This window comes from Pseudomonas sp. SDO5591_S426 (assembly GCF_054070755.1).
The window spans coordinates 1-15,159 of record NZ_JBSVXD010000045.1 but is presented as its reverse complement, the minus strand read 5'-3'; the positions used below and the strand labels follow the sequence as shown (position 1 = coordinate 15,159).

The 15,159-nt window shown below is 61.3% G+C and carries 17 protein-coding genes; 5 read left to right on the top strand and 12 right to left on the bottom strand.

Going from position 1 to position 15,159, the window contains the following annotated elements:
* Positions 1-17 precede the first annotated feature (17 nt).
* Together dxs and ACW9JC_RS12010 are read left to right on the top strand one after the other, a co-directional pair.
* Complete coding sequence (dxs, locus tag ACW9JC_RS12015) at positions 18-1,916, top strand: 1-deoxy-D-xylulose-5-phosphate synthase (RefSeq protein ID WP_416130117.1); 1,899 nt, start codon at positions 18-20, stop codon at positions 1,914-1,916.
* 151 nt (positions 1,917-2,067) lie between these two features.
* Positions 2,068-3,954: a TonB-dependent receptor domain-containing protein gene (locus tag ACW9JC_RS12010; RefSeq protein WP_457455123.1), complete on the top strand. Its 1,887-nt coding sequence runs from the start codon at positions 2,068-2,070 to the stop codon at positions 3,952-3,954.
* Positions 3,955-4,083: 129 nt separating this feature from the next.
* Here ACW9JC_RS12010 and ACW9JC_RS12005 read toward each other — a convergent pair whose 3' ends face one another.
* From ACW9JC_RS12005 to nrdR, 12 genes are all read right to left on the bottom strand, one after another.
* A complete protein-coding gene (locus ACW9JC_RS12005; protein ID WP_457455122.1) occupies positions 4,084-4,884 on the bottom strand; it encodes a cobalamin-binding protein in 801 nt (266 codons plus the stop codon).
* On the bottom strand, positions 4,884-5,303 hold the full coding sequence (locus ACW9JC_RS12000) for an MFS transporter (protein ID WP_448109474.1): 420 nt from the start codon (positions 5,301-5,303) through the stop codon (positions 4,884-4,886). The genes ACW9JC_RS12005 and ACW9JC_RS12000 overlap by 1 nt, the downstream gene beginning before the upstream one ends.
* Positions 5,300-5,917 carry a GTP cyclohydrolase II gene (ribA, locus tag ACW9JC_RS11995; RefSeq protein ID WP_034148042.1) on the bottom strand — a complete coding sequence of 206 codons (618 nt, stop codon included), beginning with the start codon at positions 5,915-5,917 and terminating at the stop codon, positions 5,300-5,302. The genes ACW9JC_RS12000 and ribA overlap by 4 nt, the downstream gene beginning before the upstream one ends.
* Positions 5,918-6,078: 161 nt before the next feature.
* Positions 6,079-6,816 carry a substrate-binding periplasmic protein gene (locus ACW9JC_RS11990; RefSeq protein WP_338583358.1) on the bottom strand — a complete coding sequence of 246 codons (738 nt, stop codon included), beginning with the start codon at positions 6,814-6,816 and terminating at the stop codon, positions 6,079-6,081.
* Positions 6,817-6,839: 23 nt separating this feature from the next.
* Entirely contained in the window at positions 6,840-7,343 is a 504-nt protein-coding gene (locus ACW9JC_RS11985) for a phosphatidylglycerophosphatase A family protein (protein WP_137804417.1), read from the bottom strand.
* Positions 7,340-8,305, bottom strand: coding sequence for a thiamine-phosphate kinase (thiL, locus tag ACW9JC_RS11980; protein ID WP_457455121.1), 966 nt, complete (start codon positions 8,303-8,305; stop codon positions 7,340-7,342). The genes ACW9JC_RS11985 and thiL overlap by 4 nt, the downstream gene beginning before the upstream one ends.
* An 18-nt stretch (positions 8,306-8,323) precedes the next feature.
* Positions 8,324-8,824 carry a transcription antitermination factor NusB gene (nusB, locus tag ACW9JC_RS11975; protein ID WP_008053839.1) on the bottom strand — a complete coding sequence of 167 codons (501 nt, stop codon included), beginning with the start codon at positions 8,822-8,824 and terminating at the stop codon, positions 8,324-8,326.
* Positions 8,821-9,297, bottom strand: coding sequence for a 6,7-dimethyl-8-ribityllumazine synthase (ribH, locus tag ACW9JC_RS11970; protein WP_003228649.1), 477 nt, complete (start codon positions 9,295-9,297; stop codon positions 8,821-8,823). The genes nusB and ribH overlap by 4 nt, the downstream gene beginning before the upstream one ends.
* 91 nt (positions 9,298-9,388) lie before the next feature.
* Positions 9,389-10,480: a bifunctional 3,4-dihydroxy-2-butanone-4-phosphate synthase/GTP cyclohydrolase II gene (gene ribBA, locus ACW9JC_RS11965; protein ID WP_090325554.1), complete on the bottom strand. Its 1,092-nt coding sequence runs from the start codon at positions 10,478-10,480 to the stop codon at positions 9,389-9,391.
* Positions 10,481-10,496: 16 nt separating this feature from the next.
* On the bottom strand, positions 10,497-11,162 hold the full coding sequence (locus ACW9JC_RS11960) for a riboflavin synthase (RefSeq protein WP_150716026.1): 666 nt from the start codon (positions 11,160-11,162) through the stop codon (positions 10,497-10,499).
* Between the two features lie 47 nt (positions 11,163-11,209).
* Positions 11,210-12,343, bottom strand: coding sequence for a bifunctional diaminohydroxyphosphoribosylaminopyrimidine deaminase/5-amino-6-(5-phosphoribosylamino)uracil reductase RibD (ribD, locus tag ACW9JC_RS11955; protein ID WP_457455120.1), 1,134 nt, complete (start codon positions 12,341-12,343; stop codon positions 11,210-11,212).
* Positions 12,340-12,804: a transcriptional regulator NrdR gene (gene nrdR, locus ACW9JC_RS11950; RefSeq protein WP_003228656.1), complete on the bottom strand. Its 465-nt coding sequence runs from the start codon at positions 12,802-12,804 to the stop codon at positions 12,340-12,342. Before nrdR ends, ribD begins: the two co-directional genes overlap by 4 nt.
* Before the next feature lie 128 nt (positions 12,805-12,932).
* Between nrdR and ACW9JC_RS11945 the strand changes: the two genes are divergently transcribed.
* From ACW9JC_RS11945 to trxA, 3 genes are all read left to right on the top strand, one after another.
* Positions 12,933-13,397: a YbaY family lipoprotein gene (locus ACW9JC_RS11945; protein WP_338583369.1), complete on the top strand. Its 465-nt coding sequence runs from the start codon at positions 12,933-12,935 to the stop codon at positions 13,395-13,397.
* On the top strand, positions 13,394-14,050 hold the full coding sequence (locus ACW9JC_RS11940; RefSeq protein ID WP_457455119.1) for a class I SAM-dependent methyltransferase: 657 nt from the start codon (positions 13,394-13,396) through the stop codon (positions 14,048-14,050). Before ACW9JC_RS11945 ends, ACW9JC_RS11940 begins: the two co-directional genes overlap by 4 nt.
* A gap of 194 nt (positions 14,051-14,244) precedes the next feature.
* The gene (trxA, locus tag ACW9JC_RS11935; RefSeq protein ID WP_457455118.1) at positions 14,245-15,117 is read left to right on the top strand and encodes a thioredoxin; all 873 of its coding nucleotides are present in this window, start codon (positions 14,245-14,247) and stop codon (positions 15,115-15,117) included.
* The last annotated feature ends 42 nt before the right edge of the window (positions 15,118-15,159 follow it).

Below are 15,159 nucleotides of genomic sequence, written 5' to 3'. Positions count from 1 at the left end.
CTATAACGATTCGCCTGATGCCCACGACGTTTCATGAGATTCCCCGCAAGCGCCCGACCACGCCCCTGCTCGACCGCGCGAATACGCCGGACGGCCTGCGCCGGTTAGGCGAAGCCGAGCTGGAAACCCTGGCCGATGAGTTGCGCCTGGAATTGCTCTACACGGTCGGCCAGACCGGTGGGCATTTCGGTGCCGGCCTGGGCGTGATCGAGCTGACCATCGCGTTGCATTACGTTTTCGACACCCCGGACGACCGGCTGGTGTGGGACGTGGGTCATCAGGCTTATCCGCACAAGATCCTCACCGGACGTCGCGAGCGCATGGGCACCCTGCGCCAGAAGGACGGCATTGCCGCTTTCCCGCGTCGCTCCGAGAGCGAGTACGACACCTTTGGCGTGGGCCACTCCAGCACGTCGATCAGTGCAGCGCTGGGCATGGCGATTGCCGCCCGCCTGCAAAACAGTGATCGCAAAGCCATCGCAGTGATCGGCGACGGTGCGTTGACCGCCGGCATGGCGTTCGAAGCGTTGAACCACGCGCCGGAAGTGGACGCCAACATGCTGGTGATCCTCAACGACAACGACATGTCGATCTCGCGTAACGTCGGCGGATTGTCGAACTATCTGGCGAAGATTCTTTCCAGCCGCACCTACGCCAGCATGCGCGAAGGCAGCAAGAAAGTGCTGTCGCGCCTGCCCGGTGCCTGGGAAATCGCCCGTCGCACCGAAGAATACGCAAAAGGCATGCTGGTCCCCGGCACGCTGTTCGAAGAGCTGGGCTGGAACTACATCGGCCCGATCGATGGCCACGACCTGCCGACCCTGATCGCCACCCTGCGCAATATGCGCGATCTGAAAGGCCCGCAGTTCCTGCACATCGTCACCAAGAAAGGCAAAGGCTTCGCCCCGGCGGAAGTCGACCCGATCGGTTACCACGCCATCACCAAACTCGAACCGCTGGACGCCCCGGCCGCCGCGCCGAAAAAGGCCAGCGGGCCGAAGTATTCCGGTGTGTTCGGCGAATGGCTGTGCGACATGGCGGCTGCCGATCCGCGCTTGGTGGGGATTACCCCGGCGATGAAAGAAGGCTCGGACCTCGTAGCCTTCAGCGAGCGTTTCCCGCTGCGCTACTTCGACGTGGCGATTGCCGAGCAACACGCCGTGACCCTCGCAGCCGGCATGGCTTGCGAAGGCGCCAAACCGGTGGTGGCGATCTATTCGACATTCCTGCAACGCGGCTACGACCAGTTGGTGCATGACGTCGCGGTGCAGAACCTCGACGTGCTGTTTGCCATCGACCGCGCCGGTCTTGTTGGCGAAGACGGTCCGACCCACGCGGGCAGCTTCGATCTGTCGTTCCTGCGCTGCATCCCCGGCATGCTGGTGATGACCCCGAGCGACGAAAACGAGTTGCGCAAAATGCTCACCACCGGGCATCTGTACGAAGGCCCGGCGGCAGTGCGTTACCCACGCGGCAATGGCCCGAACGCGACCATCGAGAAAGACCTCGAACCGATTGAAATCGGCAAGGGTGTGGTTCGTCGTCAGGGCAGCAAAGTCGCCTTGCTGGTATTCGGCGTGCAACTGGCCGAGGCGCTGAAAGTCGCCGAGAAGCTGGATGCAACCGTGGTCGACATGCGCTTCGTCAAACCGCTGGATGAAGAACTCGTCCGCCAGATCGCCGCTAGCCATGAGCTGTTGGTGACCGTCGAAGAAAACGCGATCATGGGCGGTGCTGGTGGCGCAGTCAGCGAGTTCCTCGCCCGCGAGAACATCCTCAAGTCAGTGCTGCATCTGGGCTTGCCGGACATCTACGTCGAACACGCCAAGCCTGCGCAGATGCTGGCTGAGTGTGGGCTGGATGAGGCCGGCATCGAGGCCTCGATCCGCGAGCGTTTGCAACTGCTCAACATCTAAACGCAACACCCTGTGTAGGAGCTGCCGAAGGCTGCGATCTTTTGATCTTGACCTTCGGCAGCCCCAAATCTGAAAAATCAAAATCAAAAGATCGCAGCCTTCGGCAGCTCCTACAGGGGAGTTGTGTCGCATCTGAAATCCCGGATCCTCCATGAAACTCTCCCCCTTCGCCCTGACGCTGACACTGCTGCCAGCCGGGCAACTGCTGGCCGACACCTTCGAACGCGATCAAGCCCTGAAACTGCCCGATGTGCTGATCAGCGCCAACCGCCAGGTCGAAGCGCGCAACGACAGCAGCGCCGCCAATACCGTGTTCACCCGCGAAGACATCGACCGCCTGCAACCGAACAGCGTCACTGATTTGCTGCGTCGCGTGCCGGGTGTGCAGGTTGCGCAAACCGGCGGGCGTGGCAGTCTGCCGGGGGTTTACATTCGCGGCACCCAATCGGCGCAAAGCCTGGTGCTGGTGGACGGCCAGCGCATCGGCAACGCGACCTCCGGCGACAGCAACCTGCAACACATCAACATCGAACAGGTCGAGCGCGTGGAAGTGCTGCGTGGCTCCCGCTCGGTGATTTATGGCAGCGACGCGATTGGCGGGGTGATCCAGATTTTCACCCGACGCGGCAGCGAGCCGGGGTTGCGCCCGCAAATGCATGTCGGATTTGGCAGTAACCAGACCTGGGAACGCAGCCTCGGCTTGTCCGGTGGCGATGAGCAAACCCGCTTCAACCTCGGCGCCAGTCTCGATGAAACCGCCGGGATCAATCGTACCCACGAGTCGTATCCCAGCGACGGCGATCACGACGCGTACCGCAATAAATCGTTCAGCCTGAGCCTCAGCCATGCCCTGAGCGATGACATCGAAATCGGCGCCAACGTGCTGGATAACCGCGGCAAAAGTGAATACGACAACCCCTTCGGCCGCTTCGATCTGACTACCTTCGAGTCAGTCCAGGAGCAGCCCTACAACGAATTCGATGTAAGCAGCGTCAGCAGCTACGTCGACGCGCGGGTCAACGATCTGTGGAAAACCCGCATCGAGTTCGGCCACAGCGAAAACCGCGAGAAGACCTTCGACAAGCTCAGCGATGAGCGCAGCGTGTTCAACACCTATCGCGACTCGGTGAACTGGCAGAACGACCTGACACTCAACGAGCGCAACAGCCTGATCCTCGGCGGCGACTGGTATGAAGACCGGGTCAACAGCAGCACCGCGTTCGACGAAGACAGTCGCTGGAACCGTGCGGCGTTCATCCAGCATCGTTATCAGGCGGACAGCTTCTCCACAGAGCTGGGCTTGCGCCACGACGACAACCAGCAGTTCGGCAGTCAAAACACTTGGAGCGGCACCTTCACCCTGCCGTTGAATCCAGACAACGACGTGCTGCTGACCTACAGCGAAGGCTTTCGCGCACCGACGTTCAACGACCTGTACTACCCGGACTTCAGCAACCCTGACCTGAAGCCGGAAACCTCGAAAAGCTACGAGCTGCAATGGCGCAGCCAGTTGACCGAAAGCAGTCGACTCGAAGCCTCGCTGTACCGCACGGACCTGGAAGACGCGATCATCTTCGGCAGCAACTCACGCCCGGAGAACGTGGCCTCGGCTCGGATTAATGGCTTTGAAGCGGCGTTGAAACAGGAACTGTTCGGCTGGCAGAGCAACCTCGGCGTGGCGATCATCGACCCGCGGGATCGCGAGACCGGCCACACCCTGGCCCGCCGCGCACGCCGCACCTTGAGCCTGGACCTCGACCGCCAGTTCGACCGCCTGGGCCTCGGCGCCAGTTGGCAAGCGGTCAGCAGCAGCTATGACGACCTGAACAATCAACAGCCGTTGGGTGGTTATGCGCTGCTGGGATTGCGCAGCAGTTGGGCGCTCAATCGTGAGATCAAGCTGGAGATGAAGGTGGACAACCTGCTGGACAAGGGTTATAGCCGGGCGCTGTACAGCCATGAAGGCAGTCAGTATGGGTATCGCGAGGAAGGTCGGGCGTGGATGTTTGGGGTGACGTGGACGCCAGAAGCCCACTGAAATCACCTGTAGGAGCTGCCGAAGGCTGCGATCTTTTGATCTTGATTTTCGGCGTCTTCGGTTTTGTCAAAAGCAACAGCAAAAGATCGCAACCTTCGGCAGCTCCTACAGAAGAAGCATTTTGCAGTCTCAGCGATCGGGTGATATCAATTGGCAAAGCTTGGCCGTCGCCTCGACCATCTGCCCACTAGGCCGCTCCAGGCCTTTATCCGTCACCAAAAGCAATCGCCCCTGCCTCACCGCAGCAACCTGCGGCCAGGCTTTCCACGCATCGAGCTGTGCCTGATCGCTGGCCAGAATCACCTCGGGATTACGCTGCAACACCGCTTCCACGCTCACTTGCGGAGCCGGCAGCGTCAGGTCGGCAAATACGTTGCGGGTACCGCAGACTTCCAGCGCATCACTGATGATCTGCCCTCCGCCAACGGTGTACAACGGACGATCCCAGACTTGGTAGAACACTCGCAACGGCTCGTCCCGTCGATAGCGCTGGCGCAGTTCAGCCAGTCGTCGACGCAAATCAGTGGCCAATGAAACTCCGCGCTCAGGCCGCCCAAGCTGCGCGGCAATCCCCTCGATCTGTGCGGTGAGCTGCTCGAAATTGTGCGGTTCGGCGACGTAGGTCGGGATGTTCAAGCGTTTGAGTTGCTCTCGCTGGGCCGGGCCGACACTGCCGGGCCAGAGCAGTAGAAAATCGGGCTTGAGGCTGAGCAGGCGCTCCATGTCCAACTGACCGTAGCGGCCAACGGAAGGCAGACCGTTGAGTTCAGCAGGTCGCTCGCCAGCATCCAGCACGCCCACCAAAAGATCGGCTGAATCCAGCTCAACGACGATTTCAGACAAGGATGGTGCGAGGCTGATCACTCGTGGGGCGGCCAACAACGGGCCGCCGATGACCAGCAGCAGAACCGCCAGCCAGAGTTGGCGCATCAACCGAGTTGACGCGGAATACGGTAGAGGTAGAACAGCACCGTGGTCGACAGCGCCAACAGCATCAGTGGCACCGCTTCGAGGCCGACAAACACGGCCAGCGCACCGATCCACGCCGGCAGGCCGGCAGCTAGAAACGCCTTGCGGCGCTTGGCTGCCAGGCTGATCCAGGCGGCGGGTTCTTCAGGGGTATCGAGGGCTTTCTGGGTGGCGATCAACGCGTGTTTGTAGCCGCCAAAGAATTTCAGGCTGACAAACATCGAGGCCACGCCGGCGATGAACAACGGCATCGCCAGCACCGGCAGGACTGCGTCGCTCTCGCCGAACACGCCGTTGATCACGAACAACGGCAGCAGGGCCAGTGCAAAGTACTGCCACCAGTTGACGGACAGTCGCCGCCGCACCTGACCGCGGGTCACGCCCGGCCTACCTCGCCCTGATGTTCGTTGCCCATCATGTGGTCGAGTTTGCTGGCCTTGGTCGCCAGGTAGAGTTTGTTGTGCGGGTTGTGGCCAGTGTGCAACGGCACGCGCTCAGCGACCACGATGCCCATGTCGGTCAAGGCTTTGACCTTGCGTGGGTTATTGGTCATCAGGCGCAGGGATTTCACGCCCAGGTGCTCCAGCATCGGCAGGCACATGGCGTAGTCACGCTGGTCGGCGGCAAAGCCAAGACGCTCGTTGGCTTCAACGGTGTCGGCACCGCCATCCTGCAGTTCATAGGCGCGGATCTTGTTCAGCAAGCCAATGCCACGGCCTTCCTGACGCAAGTACAGCAACACGCCACGGCCTTCACGGGCGATGGCCTGCAACGCAGCCTCCAGTTGCGAGCCGCAGTCGCAACGCTGGCTGAACAAGGCATCGCCCGTCAGACATTCGGAGTGCAACCGGCCGAGTACCGGGGCACCGTCGGCGATCTCACCCAGGCTCAGCACAACGTGCTCGCGGCCGGTGGCTTCGTCGAGAAAGCCGTGCATGGTGAATTGCGCAAAAGGCGTTGGCAGCTTGGAAGCGGCGACAAAAACGACAGGCACCGGTGTGCTCCTGATCTAAAAGTCTGAAGATTCGCAGAGCCGGCATTGTAACAGCAGGTTCCAGACGACGCTTAGGCTGAATTATCGGCGATAACTATCAAAAAGTTTGATATCGCCCCCCACAATACCCTCCTTGTGGGACTCAGCCATGGGTATTGTGGTCAGTTCTCTTCAAACGGATACGGCTGTTTCCAGCGTTCGAAGATCGGCTTCAATTCGCCGCTTTTCACCAGCACCTCCATGCGCTGATCGAACAACGCCATCAGCGTGCGGGCCGAGTCGGTCTTGGCGAAACACAGATACAGCGGCAATTCGGCGATATGGGTACGGCGGAACTGCGACGGATCCTTCGCCCGGTTGAGGACGTAATCGACTTCAGTCAGTGCGTCGATGTAAAAATCGGCACGATTTTGAGTCAGCATCGAGACAATGCCCGTACGCCGCAACACTTCGTTATAGCGGCGTACGTTGGGCAAGTAATCCTGGTAGTCGTAGCCACGCACCCATGCCAGTCGGTAGTTACCCAGGGTTTCCAGGGTCGGCACCGGACTGCTGGCCAGCCCCAGGGCATAGATGTGATCGGTGTCGAAGTTCCAGCGTGGGTACAGCAGCGATTGCGATTCATCACGATAGGAGCCGACACAAGCGTCGACTTCACCGCGCTCGGCCAGGCCCATCGAGCGCACGTAAGGTTCGGTGCGAATATCGAGCTTGACGCCTGCGGGCTCAAAGACCTTGCGCAGCACGTCCCAGCCGAGCCCGTGTCCGTCGGCGGCGGTGTAGTCTTCCCAATCTTCGCTGGCCAAATGAATCACCGATGGCGCCGTCCCGACCTCACCCGCCTGGACGAATGAGCAAAACAAGGCGAACACCATCACCATCAACCCGCGTAGAGCCATCCCTAGTTCTCCCACTTAACCCCTCAGGCGAAAATCCACACCAGTCCCTGCATCGCCAGCCACGCAAACACCCCGGCCAAAACGTCATCGAGCATGATCCCGACACCGCCGTGTACATGCCGATCAATCCAGCGAATCGGCCATGGCTTGAGAATATCGAAGAAGCGGAACATCAAGAACCCCGCCAGCAACCACTGCCAACCTTCCGGCACCAGCCACAGGGTAATCCACATCCCGACCATTTCGTCCCAGACGATGCCTTCGTGGTCGTGCACGCGTAAATCATCGGCCACCTTGCCGCACAGCCAGAAGCCGAACAGCATGGTGATGCCCAGCATCAGCCAGTAGCCCCAATCGGGCAACATTTGCCACAACGGAATAAAGGGTAGCGCAACTAACGACCCCCAGGTGCCCGGTGCCTTTGGCAAGGTGCCCGAGCCGAAGCCGAACGCCAGGAAATGCCATGGATTGCGCCAGACCGATGGCGGTACGAATTCCGCCGGGACCTGTTTGGGATGATCTGTCACGGTGTCTCCCGAAAATGTTGATAACCCCGGGTTTGCGGGGTGATGTCTTGCCCATCGGCGTCGAGCAGCGTCACGCCCTGCCCGTTCACGACACGGCCAATCACATGGATCGGCCAGCCTTCGGCCAGCAACAGCGGCAACTCGACGGACGGTAGAGTAAAGGCCAGTACGTAATCGTCGCCGCCGCTCAGGGCCGCCACTTGTGCGTCCGGCCGACCGACAAAAGCGATCAAGGCCGGCGACAGCGGCAAGCGGTCCCGCTCGATGTGGATACCGACCCTGGAGGCCAGCGCGATATGCCCGCAATCAGCGAGCAACCCGTCAGAGATATCCATCGCCGACGTGGCCTTGCCGCGCAACGCCTGACCCAAACCGAGCTGCGGTTGCGGCGACCAGTAATGCGCCAACAGCGGATCGGCGATCGCCGCTTCAGCGGAACGCTGACCGAGTACCAGCGGCAACGCGCCGGCTGCATTGCCCAACTCGCCGCCGACACACAACAGATCGCCCGGTTTTGCACCGCTGCGGGTCAACGCCAAACCGCCCGGCACGCGACCGAACACGGTCATGGTCAGGCTCAACGGCCCACGGGTGGTGTCGCCGCCCACCAATGCCACGCCGCAGTTTTGCGCCATGAGGTTCAAACCACGGGCATAGGCTTGCAGCCAATCGGCGGTCACCGTCGGCAAGGTCAGGGCAAGGGTAAAGGCAACCGGAGTGGCGCCCATGGCAGCCAGATCGCTGACGGCCACGGCCAGCGAACGCTGACCGAGCAGAAACGGATCGCAGGGGTCGGCGAAATGCACGCCGGCCACCAACGTATCGGTAGAAATCGCCAACTGTTCCCCCGGGGGAACAGCCAGCAAGGCGCAGTCATCGCCAATCCCGAGGGCAACGCCTTCGCCGCCCTGCGCACAAGGCGCGGCGGCGAAGAAATTGCGGATCAGCTCAAACTCGCCCATTGCTGATTCAAACGCCAATCAGCGTTTGAACGCCTTCACTTCAGCTTCACGCAGACGTGGCGCCAGTTTGTCGAGCACACCGTTGACGAACTTGTGGCCGTCGGTGGAACCGAAGACCTTGGCCAGTTCGATACCTTCGTTGATCACAACGCGGTACGGCACGTCGACGCGCTTGAGCAGTTCCCAGGTCGACAGGCGCAGAACCGCCAATTCAACCGGGTCCAGCTCTTCGATGGTCAGATCGAGGCAAGGCGTGAGTGCGGTGTCGATTTCGGTCTTGAACTGCGGAACCCCGTGCAGGATCTCGCGGAAGTAGGCGCCATCGACATCGGTGAAATCGTTATCGACCCGGAACTGCGCTTCGATCTCGTTCAGCGACTGCTTGGCCATGTGCCATTGGTACAGCGCCTGGGTCGCGAGCTGACGAGCCTCCCGACGCTTGACGCTTTTCGATGGCTTGCCGGCATCCGCAGGCTTTGGATCGCGCGGGTTGAAACGATCGCTTTCGTCGCTAATCACTTGGCCTCCAACTGCGCCAGCAGGCTGACCATTTCCAGAGCGGACAGGGCAGCTTCAGCACCTTTGTTACCGGCCTTGGTGCCGGAACGTTCGATGGCTTGCTCGATGGAATCAACGGTCAGGACGCCGAAAGCGACCGGTACGCCGAATTCCATGGACACCTGGGCCAAGCCCTTGGTGCACTCGCCAGCCACGTATTCGAAGTGCGGAGTGCCGCCACGAATGACCGCGCCCAGGGCGATGATTGCTGCGAACTCGCCCTTCTGAGCGACTTTCTGCGCAACCAGCGGGATTTCGAAGGCGCCAGGCGCACGGATGATGGTGATGTCGCTTTCGCTCACGCCATGGCGAACCAGGGCATCAACTGCACCGCTGACCAGGCTTTCAACGACGAAGCTGTTGAAACGGCCCACTACCAGAGCGTAGCGGCCTTTAGGGGCGATGAAGGTACCTTCGATGGTCTTCAGGGTCATTCGTTAGATCTCTTAAAGAGCCGGGACGCGTCTCGTACGCGTCCCTCAGTGATATTTGAACCGCGAATTCAGGGCCGGGAACAACCGGTCATTATTCGGAGGGCACGTATTCTACAACTTCCAGATCGAAACCGGATATCGCATTAAATTTCATCGGTGCCGACATCAGGCGCATTTTGCGCACGCCGAGGTCACGCAGGATCTGCGAACCGGCACCGACAATGCTGTAGGTGGTCGGTTTTTTCACGGCCGCGTGGTCGGCGGTTTCGCGAATATGCGCCAGCAACACGTCGCCATCCAGCGGATGACCCAGCAGCAGCACCACGCCACTGCCAGCCTCGGCAACCGCAGCCATGGCGGCGCGCAGGCTCCAGCGACCCGGTTGCTTGACCATCAGCAGGTCGCGCAGCGGGTCCATGTTGTGCACGCGAACCAGGGTCGGTTCTTCGGCGCAGACATTACCCAGGGTCAGTGCCATGTGCACATCGCCTTCCACCGAATCACGATAGGTCACCAGGTTGAATTGGCCCAGTTCGCTGTCCAGTGGCTGCTCGGCAATCCGCTGAACGGTACGTTCGTGGATCATGCGGTAGTGAATCAGGTCGGCGATGGTGCCGATCTTGATGTCGTGTTCGGCGGCAAAAGCTTCCAGTTCGGCGCGACGGGACATGGTGCCGTCGTCGTTCATCACTTCGCAGATCACACCGCTCGGCTCGAAACCGGCCATGCGCGCCAGGTCGCAGGCGGCTTCGGTGTGGCCGGCGCGAGCCAAGGTGCCGCCGGCCTGGGCCATCAGCGGGAAGATGTGGCCGGGGCTGACGATGTCTTCGGCCTTGGCATCACGGGCGGCGGCCGCTTGCACGGTGCGCGCACGGTCGGCGGCGGAGATGCCGGTGGTGACACCGGTGGCGGCTTCGATCGATACGGTGAACTTGGTGCCGAAACCGGAACCGTTGCGCGGCGCCATCAACGGCAACTTGAGCAGTTCGCAACGCTCGCGGCTCATCGGCATGCAGATCAGGCCACGGGCGTGCTTGGCCATGAAGTTGATGTGCTCGGGCTTGCAGCACTCGGCGGCCATGATCAGGTCGCCTTCGTTCTCGCGGTCTTCGTCATCCATGAGGATGACCATCTTGCCTTGGCGGATGTCTTCAACCAGTTCTTCGATGCTATTGAGCGCCACAAGGCACCCCCTTGAGTCAGGATTTGAGGTAGCCGTTGGCGGCCAGAAAGCTTTCAGTAATTGTGCCGCCCGATGCGGGCTCTGCGGCCTTGTCGCCCAACAGCAGGCGTTCCAGGTAACGGGCCAGCAAGTCGACTTCCAGGTTCACCCGGCGACCCGGCTGATACGACGCCATGATGGTTTCGCTCAGGGTGTGCGGAATGATGGTCAGCAGGAACTCGGCGCCATCGACCGCGTTCACGGTCAGGCTCGTGCCGTCGACGGTGATCGAGCCTTTGTGGGCGATGTACTTGGCCAGTTCTTTCGGCGCGCGGATGCGGAATTCCACGGCACGTGCGTTCTCGGTGCGAGCAACCACTTCGCCCACGCCGTCGACGTGACCGCTGACCAGATGCCCGCCGAGGCGAGTGGTCGGGGTCAGGGCTTTTTCCAGATTGACCGGGCTGCCGCTTTTCAGGTCGTTCATGGCGGTGCAGTCGAGGGTTTCGCGACTGACGTCGGCGGCGAAACCGTTGCCCGGCAACTCAACAGCGGTCAGGCACACGCCGTTGACCGCGATGCTGTCGCCCAGTTTGACGTCGCTCAGGTCGAGCTTGCCGGTTTCGACGTGAACCCGCACATCACCGCCCTTTGGGGTCAGTGCACGGATACTGCCGATGGATTCGATAATGCCGGTGAACATGGGGTTCTCCTTGAGAACAAAGCCAACGCTATAGCGCTGGCCGGAAATTATACGCTCGCCGCTGGTGAAGGAATGGCGATGACTCGCCAGTCATCGCCAACCGCGCGAATTTCGGTGATTTTGAGCTCTGGCGCATCCTTCATTTGCGCGAGCGGCCAGTCAAGCAGCGGCCGCGCCGAGGAGCCCAAAAACTTGCCGGCGATGAAAATCTGGAATTCGTCGACCAGTCCGAGCTGGGCAAAAGCACCCGCCAGCCGTGGACCTGCCTCAACCAGCACCTCGTTGACGCCACGGTTGGCGAGCTCGACCAGCAACTGGCGCAAATCGACCTGACCTTCGTAGCCGGGCACGATCAGGCATTCCGGGCCGGTGGCGTACTGCTCTTCTACGGCTACGCAAGTGGCGACCAGCGCCGGGCCAGCCTTGAAGAACGGCGCATCCAGCGGCACCCGCAAGCGGCCGTCGACCAGTACGCGCAATGGCAGGCGACTCATGATCAGCGCGGTTTGCTCGGCATCCAGACCCAATTCGTCGGCGCGCACAGTCAACCGGGCATTATCCGCCAGGACCGTATCGGCACCGGTCAGCACCACACTGGCCTGAGCGCGCAAACGCTGAACCGCCGAACGCGCCGCCGGGCCGGTGATCCATTGGCTTTCGCCGCTTTCCATCGCCGTGCGGCCGTCCAGGCTCATGGCCAGCTTGACCCGCACGAACGGCAAGCCGTGTTCCATGCGCTTGAGGAAGCCTTGATTGAGCTTGCGCGCCTCGCCTTCCAGCACGCCGCTTTCGGTGACGATGCCGGCCTGTTCCAGGCGTTGCAGTCCGCGACCGGCGACTTCCGGATTCGGGTCCTGCATCGCCGCGACCACCCGCGCCACACCGGCATTGACCAGCGCATCGGCGCAGGGCGGTGTGCGGCCATGGTGGCTGCAAGGCTCAAGCGTCACATAAGCAGTGGCACCGCGAGCCTGATCGTCCGCCGCGCGCAAGGCGTGGACTTCGGCATGCGGTTCACCGGCGCGCTCATGCCAGCCTTCGCCGACAATCTGCCCATCGCGCACGATCACGCAGCCGACCCGCGGGTTGGGGTGCGTCGTGTAATGACCTTTGCGCGCCAGTTCCAGGGCGCGGGCCATGAAATGAGCGTCGAGGATGGCAAGTTCTGCGGACGTGGTCATTCTTTCACCGGTTCACGGGCCAGGCGATCGATCTCTTCGCGGAACTCGTTGAGGTCCTGGAAGCGGCGATACACCGAAGCGAAACGGATATAGGCGACTTCATCGAGCTTTTGCAGCTCGGCCATCACCAGCTCACCGACCACGAGGGATTTGACCTCGCGTTCGCCGGTGGCGCGCAGTTTGTGTTTGATGTGCACCAGCGACGATTCGAGGCGCTCGACGCTCACCGGACGCTTTTCCAGCGCGCGCTGCATGCCGGCGCGGAGTTTTTCTTCGTCGAACGGCTGGCGACTGCCGTCGGTTTTGATCAGGCGCGGCAACACCAGTTCAGCGGTCTCGAACGTCGTGAAACGCTCGCCGCAGGCCAGGCATTCACGCCGGCGGCGCACCTGTTCGCCCTCGGCGACCAGACGCGAGTCGATGACCTTGGTGTCGTTGGCACCGCAGAAGGGACAGTGCATGGTGGCAGGCAACAAAAAAAGGGAGGGCCATGGTAGCGCATCCCGGTGGCAAGACAAGACATAGGGTTTGCGGTATACAGACGAACATGATCTGTCGATCCATGGATTTCACGTTTACGGAGCTGCCAATGTCGTTACGACCGCTCGTTTTGCTCAGTGTGTTCAGCCTGCTGGTGGCCTGCAGCAGCGATGCACCCCAGCCCCAGCCGCCAACACCCGGCCCCGCGCCAGAGCAGGCGCAGAAAAAAGCCAGGGAATCGACCAACCTCGGCCCGCTGCCCGCGTATCAGCGCGAATTGAGCGGCACCCTGCAAGGTGTGCCGGCCGGCGCCGAAGTCGAACTGGCCTTGCTGGTGATCGATGAAAAAGACCGCCCGCAACAATTGCTCGCCAGTTCCAGCCTGATCGGCACCAATCAGGTGTTGCCGTTTCACCTGCGCTTCAACCCGGAGTCTTTCCCGGCCGGCGCCCGCGTTGAACTGCGTGGCCGCGCCAGCCAGTCCGGCCAGTTGATCCTGCATCTGCCGTCGCAACTGATTACCCAGCCAACGACCCAGACGCTGGGGCAACTGCAATTCGTCAAAGCCCCATGAGTGCACCGCTCGACCTGCAACAGGCCTTGGGTGAACTGCTCGGCGATGCGCAGCTGGTGGCTTGCGCATTGCCTGGGACCGATCTGAAGTTGTGGCTGATCGACGGCGACAACATGGACCGCGCCTTCAGCCCGGAAGAAACCCGGCGCATCCTGCATGAACCGCCTTATTGGAGTTTCTGCTGGGCCAGCGGGTTGGCCGTGGCCCGTTATCTCGCCGAAAACCGGCATTGGGTCGAAGGCAAACGAGTGCTGGATTTTGGCGCCGGTTCCGGCGTGGCGGGGATTGCGGCGGTGAAGGCCGGGGCACTGGAAGTGGTGGCCTGCGACCTCGACCCACTGGCGATTGCCGCCTGTCGGGCGAATGCCGAGCTCAATGACGTGCAGCTCAATTATTCGACGGACTTTTTCGCCGAGGCTGATCGCTTCGATCTGATCCTGGTGGCCGATGTGCTGTACGACCGGGCGAACCTGCCGCTGCTCGATGAGTTTCTCAGTCGCGGCCGGGAAGCGCTGGTGGCGGATTCCCGGGTACGGAATTTTCGTCATCCGCTGTACCGGCGCATCGAAATGCTCGAAGCCATGACCCTGCCGGATCTGGCCGAGCCCGAAGAGTTTCGGCATGTGAGCCTGTACCACGCGCAGCGTGGCTAACAGCATCGCGGGCAAGCCCGCTCCCACAATGATCGGTGTGAAACACAAATTTTGTGACGACTTCAATTCCTGTGGGAGCGGGCTTGCCCGCGATGGCGTCCTGTCAATCGAAGCCTCTCTAACGGCCACCCTGCTTCCGGCGCCACCCCACCAAGTCGTATAGTTGCCCCATTCACGCTTTTACGAGATCCATCATGAGTCAAGAAATGCCGTACATCTTCGACGCCACGACTGCCGATTTCGAGCAGTCGGTGATCGAGAACTCCTTCCACAAACCGGTGCTGGTGGATTTCTGGGCCGAATGGTGCGCGCCGTGCAAAGTGTTGATGCCGATGCTGCAGACCATCGCCGAGAGCTATCAGGGCGAGTTGCTGCTGGCCAAGGTCAACTGCGACATCGAGCAAGACATCGTCGCCCGCTTCGGCATTCGCAGCCTGCCGACCGTGGTGCTGTTCAAGGATGGCCAGCCGGTCGATGGCTTTGCCGGTGCACAACCGGAATCCGCCGTGCGCGCCTTGCTTGAGCCGCATGTGCAAATGCCGCCACCGGCAGCGGCCGATCCATTCGAGCAGGCACAAGCGCTGTTCGACGACAGCCGTTTCGCCGATGCTGAAGCCATTCTCAAAGTGCTGCTGGGCGAAGACAACACCAACGCCAAGGCTCTGATCCTCTACGCACGCTGCCTCACCGAGCGCGGTGAACTGGGCGACGCACAAGCCGTACTCGATTCGGTCAAGACGGATGAGCACAAGGCCGCCCTGGCCGGCGCAAAGGCGCAGATCAAGTTTCTCGGTCAGGCCAAGGACCTGCCGGACGCCGCCGACCTGAAAGCACGACTGGCGAAAAACCCGCAGGACGATGAAGCGGTCTACCAACTGGCGGTTCAGCAACTGGCGCGCCAGCAGTACGACGCGGCGCTGGATGGCTTGCTCAAACTGTTCATCCGCAACCGCAGCTACAACGAAGGCCTGCCGCACAAGACCTTGCTGCAGGTGTTCGAACTGCTGGGTAATGACCACCCGTTGGTGGGCACTTATCGCCGCAAGTTGTTTGCTGCGCTGTACTGAAAATCAAAAGATCGCAGCCTGCGGCAGCTCCTACAGGGGAAC